This is a genomic window from Nocardia sp. NPDC088792, from assembly GCF_044750615.1.
Classification (GTDB): domain Bacteria; phylum Actinomycetota; class Actinomycetes; order Mycobacteriales; family Mycobacteriaceae; genus Nocardia.
Window position 1 is genome coordinate 300,981 of the sequence record NZ_JBIVKC010000004.1, and the last position, 13,582, is coordinate 314,562.

General features: G+C 66.2%; 14 protein-coding genes. 11 read left to right on the forward strand and 3 right to left on the reverse strand.

The annotated features are described in order from the left end of the window. Window positions 1–50: 50 nt before the first annotated feature. The 6 genes from ACIP5Y_RS27855 (at window position 51) to ACIP5Y_RS27880 (ending at window position 6,936) form a co-directional block, all read left to right on the forward strand. Window positions 51–1,706, forward strand: a complete 1,656-nt coding sequence (locus tag ACIP5Y_RS27855; RefSeq protein WP_400354369.1) for an SDR family NAD(P)-dependent oxidoreductase — start codon at window positions 51–53, stop codon at window positions 1,704–1,706. Continuing rightward, window positions 1,669–2,649 carry an ABC transporter ATP-binding protein gene (locus ACIP5Y_RS27860; protein WP_400354371.1) on the forward strand — a complete coding sequence of 327 codons (981 nt, stop codon included), beginning with the start codon at window positions 1,669–1,671 and terminating at the stop codon, window positions 2,647–2,649. Before ACIP5Y_RS27855 ends, ACIP5Y_RS27860 begins: the two co-directional genes overlap by 38 nt. Next, window positions 2,636–3,427, forward strand: a complete 792-nt coding sequence (locus ACIP5Y_RS27865) for an ABC transporter permease (RefSeq protein ID WP_400354373.1) — start codon at window positions 2,636–2,638, stop codon at window positions 3,425–3,427. Before ACIP5Y_RS27860 ends, ACIP5Y_RS27865 begins: the two co-directional genes overlap by 14 nt. A gap of 57 nt (window positions 3,428–3,484) precedes the next feature. After that, complete coding sequence (locus ACIP5Y_RS27870; protein ID WP_400354375.1) at window positions 3,485–4,621, forward strand: AbrB family transcriptional regulator; 1,137 nt, start codon at window positions 3,485–3,487, stop codon at window positions 4,619–4,621. Continuing rightward, window positions 4,618–5,253 (forward strand): LysR family transcriptional regulator, encoded by a 636-nt coding sequence (locus ACIP5Y_RS27875; protein ID WP_400354377.1) that lies wholly within the window; start codon window positions 4,618–4,620, stop codon window positions 5,251–5,253. The genes ACIP5Y_RS27870 and ACIP5Y_RS27875 overlap by 4 nt, the downstream gene beginning before the upstream one ends. 63 nt (window positions 5,254–5,316) lie before the next feature. Beyond that, window positions 5,317–6,936, forward strand: coding sequence for a DUF222 domain-containing protein (locus ACIP5Y_RS27880; RefSeq protein ID WP_400354379.1), 1,620 nt, complete (start codon window positions 5,317–5,319; stop codon window positions 6,934–6,936). Between the two features lie 278 nt (window positions 6,937–7,214). Here the strand turns inward: ACIP5Y_RS27880 and ACIP5Y_RS27885 are convergent, their stop codons facing one another. Together ACIP5Y_RS27885 and ACIP5Y_RS27890 are read right to left on the reverse strand one after the other, a co-directional pair. Then, window positions 7,215–7,409 carry a hypothetical protein gene (locus ACIP5Y_RS27885; protein ID WP_400354381.1) on the reverse strand — a complete coding sequence of 65 codons (195 nt, stop codon included), beginning with the start codon at window positions 7,407–7,409 and terminating at the stop codon, window positions 7,215–7,217. Between the two features lie 63 nt (window positions 7,410–7,472). After that, window positions 7,473–8,300 carry an SDR family NAD(P)-dependent oxidoreductase gene (locus ACIP5Y_RS27890; protein ID WP_400354383.1) on the reverse strand — a complete coding sequence of 276 codons (828 nt, stop codon included), beginning with the start codon at window positions 8,298–8,300 and terminating at the stop codon, window positions 7,473–7,475. Window positions 8,301–8,361: 61 nt separating this feature from the next. On the opposite strand from ACIP5Y_RS27890, the gene ACIP5Y_RS27895 reads away from it, so the two are divergent. Continuing rightward, a complete protein-coding gene (locus tag ACIP5Y_RS27895) occupies window positions 8,362–9,345 on the forward strand; it encodes a dimethylarginine dimethylaminohydrolase family protein (protein ID WP_400354385.1) in 984 nt (327 codons plus the stop codon). A 40-nt stretch (window positions 9,346–9,385) separates the two neighbouring features. Here the strand turns inward: ACIP5Y_RS27895 and ACIP5Y_RS27900 are convergent, their stop codons facing one another. Then, window positions 9,386–9,820, reverse strand: a complete 435-nt coding sequence (locus ACIP5Y_RS27900; protein WP_400354387.1) for a Fur family transcriptional regulator — start codon at window positions 9,818–9,820, stop codon at window positions 9,386–9,388. Window positions 9,821–10,015: 195 nt separating this feature from the next. Between ACIP5Y_RS27900 and ACIP5Y_RS27905 the strand changes: the two genes are divergently transcribed. From ACIP5Y_RS27905 to ACIP5Y_RS27920, 4 genes are all read left to right on the forward strand, one after another. Beyond that, window positions 10,016–11,158 carry a HoxN/HupN/NixA family nickel/cobalt transporter gene (locus tag ACIP5Y_RS27905; RefSeq protein WP_400354389.1) on the forward strand — a complete coding sequence of 381 codons (1,143 nt, stop codon included), beginning with the start codon at window positions 10,016–10,018 and terminating at the stop codon, window positions 11,156–11,158. 35 nt (window positions 11,159–11,193) lie between these two features. Further along, on the forward strand, window positions 11,194–11,568 hold the full coding sequence (locus ACIP5Y_RS27910; RefSeq protein WP_400354391.1) for a hydrogenase maturation nickel metallochaperone HypA: 375 nt from the start codon (window positions 11,194–11,196) through the stop codon (window positions 11,566–11,568). Next, on the forward strand, window positions 11,526–12,422 hold the full coding sequence (gene hypB, locus ACIP5Y_RS27915; RefSeq protein ID WP_400354393.1) for a hydrogenase nickel incorporation protein HypB: 897 nt from the start codon (window positions 11,526–11,528) through the stop codon (window positions 12,420–12,422). The genes ACIP5Y_RS27910 and hypB overlap by 43 nt, the downstream gene beginning before the upstream one ends. Before the next feature lie 100 nt (window positions 12,423–12,522). Beyond that, complete coding sequence (locus ACIP5Y_RS27920) at window positions 12,523–13,578, forward strand: hydrogenase expression protein HypE (protein WP_400354395.1); 1,056 nt, start codon at window positions 12,523–12,525, stop codon at window positions 13,576–13,578. Window positions 13,579–13,582: the final 4 nt, after the last annotated feature.

The window sequence follows — 13,582 nt, forward strand, 5'->3', positions numbered from 1 at the left end:
ACACCAGAACCCGCACGGGTACCAAGGCTGTCACGAGTAACGAGGCCGTCATGAACACCAGAACTCTTCCCCGCCTCGAGGCCGCCTCGAAGCACGGCCGGCCTGCACCCTTGTGCAGCAGGGCATTCCGGCTCGCCGACCGCGATGTGGGCATCTACTCGGACGCGGTGGGCGACCGGAATCCACTGCACGTCGACGAGGACTTCGCCCGCCGCTCCCCCTACGGCCGGCCCATCGCGCACGGCGCCCTGGTCCTCACCCTGGCGCTGGCCGTCCTGTTCGAGACCACCGATCCCCGTGCGCTGGAACAGATCCGGGTGACCTTCCGCCAACCGGTACTCCCCGGACGGCGCTACGAAATCAATTGGACGCGCGCCGACGGCGGAGCGGTTCGCGGGCGGGTCAGCTTCGGCGGCGTCGAGGTCGTCGGCATCCACTGCACCTTCGGCCCCGGTCTGCGGTTCTCCGAGCACACGGTGCGCCCCCGGCCGCACCGGCCCCGGCCCCGCCTGTTCGATCCCGCCGATCCACCCGGCCTGGAACAGGGTTCGTACGCCGCCGATCACCGGTTCATCGCGAAGCTGACCGAGCGGCTGGTCGGCGGCCGGGTGCCCGAGCACATCGCCACCCTGCTCGGCTGGGTGAGCTACTGGACCGGCATGAGCACTCCCGGCCGCGACGCCCTGCTGGTGGCCTGCACCATCGACCTGCAGCAGGCCGGATTCGGCGCCCTCGAATTCCATACCGACGCAGCCGAAGTCGATCGCCGCTCAGGCCTGGTGACGCTGCGGGCGCACACCCGGTGCGGCGTGAACGCCGATGTCACCGTGCAAAGCCTGGTGCGAGAACAGGTCCCGGCGCCCAATCCCGATTCGCTCGCCGAATTCGTGCCGCCTTCGGACCTCTTGGCCGACCGCACCATCCTGGTCGTCGGCGGCAGTCGCGGCCTCGGCGCGGCGGTATCACTCGGCCTGGCCGCACAGGGCGCCACCGTACTGGTCAGCTGCAGCCGGCCACCCACCCAACTGCTGGCCGCCGCGGGACCGTACCGGGATCGGCTGAAACTGGTGCTGGCCGATGCCCGCAACCCGCACGCCCTGGCCGCGGCACTGCCCGCGATTCCGCTCGACGGCGTGGTCGTTCCCGCCGCACCGGCCATCCCGAGTCTGCCGCTGGCTCCCGACGCGGTGGACTGCGCGGCCGACTTCATCGGTGACAGTGCGCGATTGGTGCTCGCCCCGCTGTCGGTGTGCGCCACCCGACTGCGGCCGTACGCGACCGTGGTGCTGGTCTCCTCGGCCGCGGTGGACGATCCGCCACGCTGGTGGGCGCACTACACCGCCGCGAAATGCGCCACCGAGGCCCTCGCCCGATACGCGGCCGAACACCATCCATGGCAGGTCGCGGTGGTCCGCCCACCACGACTGTGGACGGATCTCACCAATACGCCCGGCGGTCGCGCCGCGAGCGCGCCCATGGGCCCGGTCGCCGCCGCCATCGTCGGCGCCTTCACCGCACCGGATTTCGCGCCCGGCGAAGTGGCGGTACTGGAGAGCCGGGTCACGGAATCCGGGCAACCGGACCATTCGATCGCACCGACGACATCGGTCGAGACCCCGGCCACATCTGTCGAGACCGTTCCGGCCACATCGGTAGAGGAGGTGCGCCATGCTGGAAATTCAGGGGCTGAACAAGTCCTACGGTGACAAACAGGTCCTGACCGGAATCGATCTCACCGTCGCGCCCGGCGAGGTGCTCGGCCTGCTCGGGCCCAATGGCGCCGGCAAAACCACCATGGCCGAGATCACCGCGGGCCTGATCCGCCCCGACTCGGGCACGGTACGCGTCGCCGGAATCGATATGGGCGCCCAACCGCGGGTCGCGCGCCGCCAATTGGGTTTGGCGCCACAGGTACTCGGCGTCTATCCCACGCTCACCGCACGCGAGAACATGGAGTTCTTCGGCCGGCTCATGGGTGTCGGACGCACCGAACTGCCCGGGCGGATCGCGGAAGTGGCCGCGCGCCTGGGGATCACGCCCTTCCTGAACACCCGGGCGCATCACCTGTCCGGTGGTCAGCAGCGACGACTGCACACCGCGGTCGCACTGCTGCACCGGCCGCAGGTGCTGTGGCTGGACGAACCCACCGTCGGCGCCGACGTGTCGGCACGCCAGGATCTGCTCGGCGAAGTCCGCGACCTGGCCGACCAGGGCGCAGCGGTGGTGTACGCGACCCACTATCTGCCGGAACTGGAAGTGCTCGGAGCACGCGTGGTGGTCCTGCACCACGGGCGGATCCTCGCCACCGGTCTCGCCTCCGATCTCATCCGGCGCTATGCGAAATCCGCTGTGAGCCTGGAGTTCTCCGGGCCGGTGCCGGACCGGCTCAGCGCATACCGGGTCAACGCCGAGGCCCGGCAGTTGCGCATACCGACCGATGCGCCAGGGCAGCTGCTGGCTCAGCTGTTCACCGCGCTCGGCGGCGAGACGGAACGCCTGCTGTCGGCGGAGATCCACCACCCCGACCTGGAGAACGCCTACCTGGCCATCGTCGCGGAGGCCGACGCCGAGGCTGAATTTACCGGGGGCACAGCAGATTCGGCGGATATCGCCGAGTCGGCAAAGAGGAGTTCCGATGCTCTTGCATGATTCCGCACTGGACCGAGTTCGCGCCCTGTCGTGGGCCGACTTCCATCGCATCCGCTCCGATCCCGCGCAGCTGGTCGTGATCACCCTGCTGCCGATCGGCATGATGGCCTTCCTGACTCCGATCGACAAGGCGCAGTTGCGTTTCTCCGCCGGCTATCCGCACGCCAATGGCGTGGAACAGGCCGGACCGGGCTCGATCGTGCTGTTCGCCTTCTTCATCACGACCTTGCTGGGCGCCTCGTTCTTCCGGGAACACGAATGGGGCACCTGGGATCGGCTGCGCGCCGCCCCCGTTCGGGCGGCGGAGATCATCGTCGGGAAATCGCTACCGCTGCTGGCCTTCTCGGCGGTGCAGCTCACCCTGCTGTGGGTGGTGGCGTTCCGCGTTTTCAATCTGCACAGCAAGGGCCCGATCGCGGCGATCGGATTGCTGACCGCCGCCCTGGCCGTGGCTACCTGGGGATTCGGCATCGCGCTGGTGTCGTTGTGCCGCACCATCGATCAGCTCGCCATCATGGCGCAGCTCGGCTCGCTCGCACTGGGTGGGCTCGGCGGTACCATCGCCCCGCGCGACACCCTGCCGCACTGGGCGCAGACGCTCTCGCCGATCACACCGCAGTACTGGGCGCTGCGCGGTTTCAAGGACGTCATTCTCGACGGCGCCGGATTCGGAGCCGTCATCGCCCCGTGCCTGGTGCTGCTCGGCGTCGGCGGCGCGGGAGCCCTGCTCGCCGTCTTCCGATTCAGATTGAGCCATGCCAAGGTTGGACGGAGTTGAGCGGTGAAAGTGCAAGCAACAGTGGAGCTCGCCCGAGCCCCCCGAGTATGGAGACAGGTGATCGGCTGGATACTGCTGCTGACCGGACTGCTCGCCACCTCAGAAGTGCTGGACCGACTGCAATTCCCTGCCTCCCAGATGATCCTGGGCCTGGCCGCCGGCGCCGTACTGGCCATCACGGGACGCCTCCCCGCACCACTGCCCCGCCCGATATCGATCGGCGTACAGGCCATGATGGGCGTGCTGATGGGCAGTTATCTGGAACCCTCGCTGCTGTCGTCGATCGGCGTCGCACTGCTTCCGGTACTGGGGATCACCGTCGCGACCCTGGTGGTGAGCGTGCTGGTCGCCATGGTGTTCGCGCGCTGCACTCGAATCCCGCTGCCCACCGCCGTGCTGGGGCTGCTGGCCGGCGGGTCGGCGGCGGTGGTGTCCTGCGCCGACGAACTCGATGCCGATTCCCGGCAGGTGGCGTTCATGCAATACCTGCGCGTCATGCTGGTAGCGCTCAGCGCCCCGCTGGTCACCCATCTGCTCGGCCGTGGCAGCTCCGGCGAGGAGGCCGCCCCCGTACTCAGCCGTGTCACCAATCCTGATCTGCCGCACTGGATGATCGTCGGCCGCGGCGATCAGATCGCCGGCCTGTGCATCGCAATCATGCTCGGCCTCATCGGACTCCGGCTGGCCCACCTGCTCCGCATCCCCAGTCCCGCCCTCATCGGGCCCATGCTGCTCACCGCCGCCATCACCGCCATGGGCATCAGCCACGGCTACGCCCCCACCAACCTCTTCCGCGAATTACTGTTCGTACTCATAGGTTTCGATGTCGGCGCCCGCTTCACCCGATCCACGGTGATGGCCATGGCCCGCATGATCCCCGGCATGACCCTCGCCATCGCCGTCCTCTCCGCAGCCATAGCCGCCCTGGCCTACCTGCTCTCCCGCTGCGTCGCCCTCAACCTCTCCGACCTCTACCTGGCCACCACCCCCGGCGGCATCAATGCGGTACTCGCCACCGCACAGGACATGGGCGCCAATATGCCCTTGATAACCAGCGTCCAAAGCGTCCGCCTGGTCCTGATGGTCGCCATGGTCCCGATAGTCGCCCGCCTCTTCCGCCGCCGAGCCCCCACTCCCGCACCGGCAACCGCCGCCCCCGTACCGGTGGCAGCCAGTTGGGAAGACCCGCGATGATCTCGACCTCGCTACCCCGCCAGCGCTCCTCCACCCGCCCGCCCCGCCCCATCGACGACCTGCGAAACATCGAACTCCGCCACCTGAACCTGCTGGCCGTGATCGCCGAAACCGGCACGATCACCGCCGCCGCCCGCCGACTCGGCATTTCCCAGCCCAGCCTCAGCCAGCAGCTCAAACTCCTCGAACGACGCGTAGGCACAACACTGTTCGACCGCACCACCACCGGAATGCGCCTCACACCCAGCGGCGAAGTACTCCTGGCCAGCGTCAACCGAGCCACCGAAGAACTCCGCACCGGCCTGGCCCTCGCCCGCAACCAGCCCCTGCGAGTCCGCATAGGCCTCCCATTGGATATCCCCCAAGCGGCCCTATCCGAAATCGACCGCCAACTGACCACCCGCCACGCCATCACCCCGACCTACGTCCCCGCCGACCCCACCACACAAGTCGCCCAATTACGCAGCGGTCGCTTCGATTTCGCCGTCCTACGTCTCCCCACCGACCTACGCGGCCTGGTCGCCCACCCCCTCACCGAGAACTCACCCGAAGCATCACTGGCCCTCATCACCCGCGCCAACAGCAACTGGAGCCGACTCCTGGAGAGCTGGACCGAAGATCCCAAGGTCTGAAAAGCCTTATATCACAACAGAATTAGACTAGCTCGAACGTGTGTTCGATAGTAGAATTGGGGTATGGATACCGGGGGGAACCAGTTCACCGCAGACGCCACAGCAGCTTTCGCTGCCGCGGTCGACGCGCTGACCGAGTTGAACCCGACACCGTTCACCGACGACCAGATCACCGAGATCCTGCGCGAAATCGAAACCAGCAAAAGGCGCTTGGTCGCCGTGGAACACCGGCTGCTGGCCGAGGTCGACGAACGCCATATCCCCGAACGAGTGGGAGCCAAGAGCACCGCCCAATACCTGGGCACGGTGCTGCGTCTGTCGCATGCCGAGGCTGCCGCGCGGGTGAACGCGGCGAAGCTGTTGGGTCCGCGTCTGATCGGTGGGGAGGAACTCGAACCTCTGTTGGCCCATACTGCTGCCGCGCAGGCCGCGGGGGAGATCTCGGTCGATCATGCGTGGCGGATCGCGAAGATCCTGAAGCGGTTGCCGATGCATGTGGATGCGGTACAAGCCGAAGCGGTCGAGCAGCAACTCGCCGAGTATGCGCGCACGGGCTGGCCGGATGATCTGCCGAGGATCGGTGATCGGATTCTGGCGTTCCTGGATCCGGACGGGGTCTTGGTGCAGGACAAGGATCGTCAGCGGATGCGGGAGCTGGTCATCGGTAAGCAACGTGTGGATGGCATGTCGGCGATTCGTGGGGAGATCACCCCGGAGTTGCGGGCGTTGTTGGATCCGGTGCTGGCGAAATTGGCGCGCCCGGGCATGTGTAACCCCGAGGACGCGCAAAGCCCCTGGACTACCGGTGATTCCGTCGGTGACGGGATCGACCCGGAAGTGCTGCAGGGGTGCGTGAAACGCGACCTGCGCAGTGCCGGGCAGCGTAATCATGATGCGGTGTTGGCGTTGCTGCGCCCGGAAATGGGCCCGGCCCACCTGGGCCAGCACCGCGGGATGCCGGTCAGCACCGTGGTGACCATGACCGTCGCCGAACTCGAAACCGCGGCCGGGGTCGCCGTGACCGCCTCGGGTGGGCGAGTCTCGATCGAGGAGGCGTTGAAACTGGCACAGAAGTCGATTCCGTGGCTGGCGGTACTCAACCACACAGGCATGCCCCTGTATCTGGGTAAGGGCAAGCGAATGACGGGCAAGGTGCCTCGTATGGCGAACTCGGCGCAACGGATAGCGCTGATCGCTGCCGAGCGCGGCTGCACCCGTCCGGGTTGTGATGCCCCCGCCACCATGTGCCAGGTGCACCACGTCACCGAGTGGGCCAAGGGTGGCCCGACCGATATCGACAACCTCACCCTGGCCTGCGACGCCTGCCACGCACGAGTCCACGACGGGCCCGGTGGCTGGAAAACAGTGAAACTGGGCGAGGATTCGACGTATGCGGGTCGCACCGGCTGGATCGCACCTGCCCACATCGATCCGAGTGGGATCGCGCAGGTCAACCACCGCCACCACGAGAGAGAAGCACTGGCGGATTCCGCGGCGCGGATTCGGGCACGCACCGAGCGGGAGTCTCGCCGCCATCGTGAATGGCTGGCGCGCCGGACGTGTTCGGGTGGGGCGCAAGACAATGGGCCGGACGCCGGGGCAGACGCTGGATCGCAAACCGTGCCAGCAGCCGGACCGCAAGCCAGGCCGGAGGGCGGGCTCGACGGTGGGCTAGAGGTCTAGAGAGTGTGAAAGGGGCGCGGCCAGTACACCAGCGTGGGGGAATGAGACATATCCCCGCACTGGTGTACTGGTCGTGCCTGTTTCAGTTTCCTTCGGGTTCCGGGGTTTTCGTGCTTTCGGTTTTCGTGTTTCGGTTTTTCGGGTTTGTGTCTCGAGAAGGTGATGCGTGCAGTCCGTGGGCTGGGATAGAGAGTGACGGCTCCCCACTGGGCGTCAGCCCCGGTCCGGCAGGGCAGACGACGCAACCACACCTCCAGTTTTTAATCTTTGCCTCTGCCCTACCGCCGCAGCACCCGATAACCCACCCAAACCAGCAAGCCCGCCCCCACCACGACGAGCACGCCACCGATATAGCTCCACTCGGAATGCCCGGTCATCGGAGACCCGTGAAGAGACCCAGCGCCCTGCACTATCCATATCGCGCCGACGACGCACAAGATCACGCCGATCGCCGCCATAACGATCCGTCCCATGACACCTCCACTCGGATGTGACGACCGTATCGCCGCGCTCGGCGACAGCGATAGAGAATGCCGCTAATCAGGCATCAAGTTGCGGACGGTGAGCAACCTGCGGGTGAGCTCGTCCAACTGCCGGGCGGCAGCCGGGTCGAAGGGCGAGCCCTCTATCGGGATGCGGTGACCTTCGATGAAGGCGCTCAATAGGGCGGTCGGCGGGTCGTCCACCAGTTCGATGATGGGATCGGCGGCGAGGGGAATCGGTTTGGCGGACGTGCGCATGCGCTCGACCATCAGCTCGGTGCCCGGGTCGTAGTCGCCGGCTTGGCTGGTGGCGGTGACGCCCGGATGCACGAGGACATAGCGGGTACGGCCGTCCGGATACTGTTCGGCGAAGGAGACGCCGAGCAGGTCGTTGAGCTTGCCGCCCTGGCCGAGCGCGGCGCCACCGGAGTAGTGGCCTGAGAACTGGAGGTCGCGCCATTGCACGATCGACAGATCCGCTCCGGGTCCGGCGACATTGACGATCACCGGTTTGCCGGCCCGCTCCAGCGCCGGCCGGAGTTCATGACTGAACAGGTAGCGGCTCAGGTAGAAGTGGGCGAAGGTGCTCTCGATGCCCTCAACTGTTTCCGCGCGGTACGACCGGTAGAACCGCGCGCACAGCACCAGCGTATCTATGACCGGATAGTCCGCCAGTAGCGTGGCGATGACGGCCCGGTTCTCCGCGAGCAGAGCGAGATCGGCCTGCAGGAAGACTCCGCGCCCACCCGCCGAATCCTGAAATGCCTTGCCCTTCTCAATGTTCCGGCCGATGACCACGACCCGGTCACCGCGCTCGGCATAGTGGTCGGCCAGGTATCGCCCGATCCCGTCGGTACCGCCGGTGATCACGATCGTCTTCATCAGACCTCCACGCTCGACCTCGTGAGACTATCGGCCCGGCGCGATGGATATCGTTCCACTTATGGTTGCCGACACTTTGCTGGTTCGCGTGGACAGTGAGTTCGCACCGTTGAAGACGGTGGTGGTTTCGCAGAGCGAGTTCCGCGCGCCAGCCGATCCTTCGGTTGCAGGGCATGCGATGCCGGTCGAGGCCGGGGCCGTCGAGATCCTCGACGCGGTGTGGGGGAAGACGTTCGGCGAGGTGTATCCCGAGAAGCAGGTGGCCTGGGAGGGCGAGCGGGCGGCGTTGGCGGCAGTGCTGCGGCGGCATGGGGTCGAGGTGTTGCGGCCGCGGTTGTTGACGCGGGCGGAGAGGGCCGCGGCGGGTCGTGCGGGGTATGCCAATTTCTTCGTTCGGGATCCGTGGTTCACGGTGGGTGAGCATGTGATCGAAGGGGTGCTGCAGTTTCCGCATCGGCGGATGGAAGTGCTGCCGAGCCGGCAGTTGCTGTTGGACCGGGTCATGCCCTCCGACGCGGCTTATGTGTCGTTGCCGCAGCCGGAGAAATCCACGCCCGGTGAGCCCGGGGCCGGGCCGTTCCTCGAGGGCGGTGATGTGCTGGTGCTGGGAAAGCAGATTTTCGTGGGCCTTTCGGGCATGGCCACCAATGAGATCGGCGTGCGGTGGCTCGCGAAATACCTGCGCCCCTTCGGATTCACCGTGACCACGGTGCGACTGCCCGAACATGTGCTGCACCTCGATTGCGCGATCGGGCTGGTCCGCGACGGTCTCCTGATCGCCTGCCCCGACCGGCTGCCCGACGGCCTCCCGGAAACCTTGCGCGCCTGGGACCGCATCGAGGTCAGCGAGGACGAGGCGGCGGCCATGGCCACCAATGGGCTGCCGATCGATTCCCGGACCTACATCACCGATCCGGAATTCGAGCGGGTCGGCGCCGCGCTGGAGGCACGCGGAATCACCGTGGAGTACATCGATTTCTCGGTGTCGCGACTGTTCGGCGGCGCCTTCCGATGCTCGACCCAGCCGCTACTCCGGGCAGATTGAGCAACGCGCAGATCGAACAACGAGCAGACTGACCGACCGATCAACTCTGCTGGCAGTTCGGGCACAGCCCGTGCAGGGTGAGTCCGGCGGTCTCGGGCAGGGCGAATCGGCTGCGCAGGCGGGCCTCCGCCAGGGCGGTGGTGAGGTGCTCGGACGGGACTTCGTCGATAGCGCCGCAGCGGTTGCAGACCGCGTGATGGTGCGGAATATCGGTGAGCCCGTAGCTGGTCACGCGCTCGTCGATGACCAGGGCATGCAGCACATGCGCATCAACCAGCGTTGACACAGTGCGGTAGACGGTCGTGAGATCCACATCGCGACCGGCCTCGGCGAGCCGCTCCTGAATCTGCGACACCGTGAGATGCCCGCGATCCCGCGCCCGCTCCAGGATCGACAGCACCGCCAATCGCGGTGCGGTGCACCGCAATCCGCGACCGCGCAGTAGACCGCGCGCATATTCCTCACCATTCCCCATCGGGGCATGGGCACCGCCTCCGGAGGCGTGGGCATGATGCGGCACTGCGGGCATGGCCACAGTCTGCCCCGTCCACCCCCGGCTCCGCCAACGCGTTCCCGGCCGGCGAACCACCACCCCTCCTGCCAATGACTTGCAACAAGGATCGCTCGCGCCTACCTTCAAGAAATTCGGTTCGCACGGAGAGGGCAGACGGTGACGTCGACAGTTCAGCAGCGCAGGCCCTTTCGATTCCTCACCGATCGGCTCGCGCTCACCAAACAGGAGTGGCTACGCCTGGGCGGTATGGCCGCGGTGATCATCGGCCTGCACGTGATCGGCTGGTTCACCCTGGTCACCTTGGTCGCGCCGCAGCATTTCAGCCTCGGCGACCGCACGCTCGGTATCGGAGTGGGACTCACCGCGTACACCCTGGGCATGCGGCATGCCTTCGACGCCGACCATATCGCCGCCATCGACAACACCACCCGCAAGCTCATGCACGACGGGCAGCGGCCGCTGTCGGTGGGATTCTTCTTCTCGCTCGGGCATTCCACGGTGGTGTTCGGCCTGGCGCTGCTGCTCTCGATCGGCGTGAAGACCATTGTCGGCCCGGTCCAGGACGATTCCTCGTCCCTGCACCACTACACGGGTTTGATCGGTACCACGGTCTCCGGCACCTTCCTGTACATCATCGCGATCATCAATATCATCGTGCTCATCGGCATCCTGCGGGTTTTCCGGCGCATGCGCGGCGGCGATCTCGATGAGGCGGAGCTCGAAAACCAGCTCGCCCGAAGAGGTTTCGCCAACCGTTTGCTGGGCCCGGTGATGAAATCGGTCACCAAGCCGTGGCAGATGTACCCGATCGGCCTGCTGTTCGGCCTCGGCTTCGATACCGCGACCGAGGTCGCCCTGCTGGTGCTGGCCGGCACCAGCGCCGCGGCCGGGCTGCCGTGGTACGCGATCCTGTGCCTGCCGGTGCTGTTCGCCGCGGGTATGAGCCTGCTCGACACGATCGACGGCACGTTCATGAATTTCGCCTACGGCTGGGCTTTCGCCGAACCGGTGCGCAAGGTGTTCTACAACATCACGATCACCGCGTTGTCGGTTGCGGTTGCACTCATCATCGGCAGTGTGGAACTGCTCGGACTGCTCGCCGAGCAATTCGGCTGGACCGGCGGGATCTGGAATTGGCTGAGCGGACTCGATCTCAATATCCTCGGCTACTTCGTCGTCGGATTGTTCGTTCTCACCTGGGCCGTCGCCCTGCTGACCTGGCGGTTCGGCCGGATCGAGGAGAAGTGGAACGCGGGGCTGAACGCCGAAGGGGCCCCTGCCATTCGACCCGGGGAGTAGCGTGAAGCTACTCCGATCGTCGAACCGAGGCCGCCATGCACGAGATGGCGATAACCCAGAGTGTGATCGACGCCGTCTGTGCGCATGCGGCCGGCAGGCGCGTGCACCGGGTGACGGTCGAGGTCGGCGCACTGTGCGCGGTGGTGCCCGACGCCATGGAGTTCTGTTTCGAACTGGTCGCCGAGGGAACCGTCGCAGCCGGCGCGCACCTCGACATTTGCATCGTCCCGGGCACAGCGTCGTGCCGGACGTGCGGTAATCGATTCGCTCTCGCCGGCCCGATCCTGTTGTGCCCGTGTGGCAGTGCCGACGTCGAGCTCGAGTCCGGGCGCGAGCTGCGTATCCGGTCGATGGAGGTGAGTACGACATGTGCGCAACCTGCGGCTGCGGAGACGACGGAGCAGCGGTGATCACCGTTGTACCGCAACATGATTCACACACAGAGCAGCACGCTCATTCACATTCCGAGCATCAGCACACGCACGACCACGATCATGACCACGGCCATCAGCACGACAACGAGGGCCCGCACGACCATCAGCACGGTCACGGCCCCGGCGAGCATGTACACGTGCCACCCACCGAGACGATCACCCTCGAGCAGAAGGTGCTGGCCAAGAACGACGAACTCGCCCAAGGCATTCGGCAGCGCCTGGCCGAGCGCAGCATCCTCGCGCTCAACCTGACCAGCTCCCCCGGCTCCGGCAAGACCACCCTGCTCGAGCGCACCCTTCGCGACCTGCCCGAGGTCCCGATCGCCGTGATCGAAGGCGATCAGGAGACCCTGCTCGACGGCGAGCGCATCCGCGCGACGGGCCGCCCGGTGGTGCAGGTCAATACCGGCGCCGGCTGCCATCTGGACGCCGCCATGATGGGCCACGCCCTCGAAGCGCTGGACCCGGACCCGGGCACGCTGTTGTTCGTCGAGAACGTCGGAAATCTCGTCTGCCCCGCCCTGTTCGATCTTGGTGAGCACGCCAAGGTGGTGGTGATCTCGGTGACCGAGGGCACCGATAAACCCTTGAAATATCCGCACATGTTCGCGGCCGCGGCCCTGGTGCTGGTGAACAAAATCGATCTGTTGCCCTACGTCGATTTCGATCTAGGCAAATGTTGCGAATATGCGAACTCTGTCAACCCCGGTATCGAGCTGCTGCCGCTCTCGGCTACCACCGGCGCCGGCCTGCCCGCTTGGTACGACTGGGTATTCGCACAACGATCGAAGCTGTTCAGCGTCCTTGAGGATGAGTCGCCCGGGGCATAAACTCACGTGATCAGGGTCACAGTCGAGCCCGGTTCTTCAGCCCAGCAGGAACCCGGCGCGGTGGCCGACAGCTTCAGAAGCTTCCGAAGGGGTGGCGTCAATGCCAACTCGTGAAGCAGTCAAAGCCGAAGAGACGTTGATCCACGTCCTATGGATCAATGCCGGCCTCAGTTGTGACGGTGATTCGGTGGCGTTGACTGCCGCCACCCAGCCCAGTATCGAGGAGATCGCTCTCGGAGCTCTCCCCGGGCTGCCCAAGATCGCCGTCCATTGGCCGCTCATCGATTTCGAATGCGGCCCCACCGGCGGAGCCGACGACTTCCTGGAATGGTTCTTCAAGGCCGACCGCGGCGAACTCGACCCGTTCGTGCTGGTCGTGGAGGGCTCGATCCCCAACGAGCAACTGCACACCGAAGGCTACTGGTGCGGATTCGGCAATGATCCCGCCACCGGCCAGCCCATGACCACCAGCGAATGGCTCGATCGCCTCACACCCAAAGCGACCGCGGTGGTCGCGGTCGGCACCTGCGCCACCTACGGCGGCATCCACGCCATGGCCGGTAATCCCACCGGCGCCATGGGCGTCCCCGACTATCTCGGCTGGGAGTGGAAGAGCAAGGCCGGCATCCCGATCGTGTGCGTGCCCGGCTGCCCGATCCATCCCGACAACCTCTCCGAGACCCTCACCTATCTGCTCTACATGGCCACCGGCCAAGCCCCGATGATTCCGCTCGATGAAGCTTTGCGGCCGAAATGGCTGTTCGGCGCCACCGTCCACGAGGGCTGCGATCGCGCCGGCTACTACGAGCAGGGCGACTTCGCCGACGAATACGGCTCCCCCAAATGCATCGTCAAACTCGGCTGCTGGGGTCCGGTCGTGAAATGCAATGTGCCCAAACGCGGTTGGATCAACGGCGTGGGCGGTTGCCCGAATGTGGGTGGTATCTGCATCGGCTGCACCATGCCCGGATTCCCGGACAAGTTCATGCCGTTCATGGACGAACCGCCGGGCGGGAAGCTCTCGTCCACTGCTTCCGGACTCTACGGGTCGGTGATCCGCAGTCTGCGCCACATCACCGCGCGCACGGTCGACAAGGAGCCGCACTGGCGGCACCGCGGCACCGAGCTGGAAACCGGTGCGACACGCACCTGGTAGGAGA

What these genes read in the sequence shown, in the direction of transcription:
- ACIP5Y_RS27910 (WP_400354391.1), top strand. Translation starts at nt 11,194, where the DNA reads ATGCACGAGATGGCGATAACCCAGAGTGTGATCGACGCCGTCTGTGCG.
- ACIP5Y_RS27865 (WP_400354373.1), top strand. Translation starts at nt 2,636, where the DNA reads ATGCTCTTGCATGATTCCGCACTGGACCGAGTTCGCGCCCTGTCGTGG.
- ACIP5Y_RS27855 (WP_400354369.1), top strand. Translation starts at nt 51, where the DNA reads ATGAACACCAGAACTCTTCCCCGCCTCGAGGCCGCCTCGAAGCACGGC.
- ACIP5Y_RS27890 (WP_400354383.1), bottom strand. Translation starts at nt 8,300, where the DNA reads ATGAAGACGATCGTGATCACCGGCGGTACCGACGGGATCGGGCGATAC.
- ACIP5Y_RS27880 (WP_400354379.1), top strand. Translation starts at nt 5,317, where the DNA reads ATGGATACCGGGGGGAACCAGTTCACCGCAGACGCCACAGCAGCTTTC.
- ACIP5Y_RS27860 (WP_400354371.1), top strand. Translation starts at nt 1,669, where the DNA reads ATGCTGGAAATTCAGGGGCTGAACAAGTCCTACGGTGACAAACAGGTC.
- ACIP5Y_RS27895 (WP_400354385.1), top strand. Translation starts at nt 8,362, where the DNA reads ATGGTTGCCGACACTTTGCTGGTTCGCGTGGACAGTGAGTTCGCACCG.
- ACIP5Y_RS27875 (WP_400354377.1), top strand. Translation starts at nt 4,618, where the DNA reads ATGATCTCGACCTCGCTACCCCGCCAGCGCTCCTCCACCCGCCCGCCC.
- hypB (WP_400354393.1), top strand. Translation starts at nt 11,526, where the DNA reads ATGTGCGCAACCTGCGGCTGCGGAGACGACGGAGCAGCGGTGATCACC.
- ACIP5Y_RS27885 (WP_400354381.1), bottom strand. Translation starts at nt 7,409, where the DNA reads ATGGGACGGATCGTTATGGCGGCGATCGGCGTGATCTTGTGCGTCGTC.
- ACIP5Y_RS27900 (WP_400354387.1), bottom strand. Translation starts at nt 9,820, where the DNA reads ATGGGGAATGGTGAGGAATATGCGCGCGGTCTACTGCGCGGTCGCGGA.
- ACIP5Y_RS27920 (WP_400354395.1), top strand. Translation starts at nt 12,523, where the DNA reads ATGCCAACTCGTGAAGCAGTCAAAGCCGAAGAGACGTTGATCCACGTC.